The organism is Vibrio sp. L85, assembly GCF_963871815.1.
Taxonomy (GTDB): Bacteria; Pseudomonadota; Gammaproteobacteria; order Enterobacterales; family Vibrionaceae; genus Vibrio; species Vibrio harveyi.
Genome location: NZ_CAWMYL010000166.1, coordinates 1 through 347 on the forward strand (window position 1 = coordinate 1; position 347 = coordinate 347).

The window sequence follows — 347 nt, forward strand, 5'->3', positions numbered from 1 at the left end:
TGTTGATGCCACCAATGGATTGCCCAGATTGGTTACTGCTTTTGGCTGCCGATGGACCAGCCGCACCGCCTTGCAGACCACCGCCACCCGTTAAACTGGTTAATGAACCCAGCATATCAACCCCTTTTAAGCCAGATAATCAGCGCAAGCACCACCACAATGAGCCATGCTGATTTGTTGATTTCCTTGGCAGTCAAAAAGCCAAGGGTTAATCCAACAATTCCCAGATAGACGATTGGCATCACTTGCCCCCTTTGAGCGCAAATGCCAATCCACCGAACACAACCAGCAGCAACACAACCACAATGGCAATGGTCTGCCATTGAACACCGTTACCGCCTGTATTC

General features: G+C 50.1%; 1 protein-coding gene. It reads right to left on the reverse strand.

The features are described from left to right. Window positions 1–116: 116 nt before the first annotated feature. Window positions 117–242: a hypothetical protein gene (locus AACR11_RS15840; protein WP_017190988.1), complete on the reverse strand. Its 126-nt coding sequence runs from the start codon at window positions 240–242 to the stop codon at window positions 117–119. Between the last annotated feature and the right edge of the window lie 105 nt (window positions 243–347).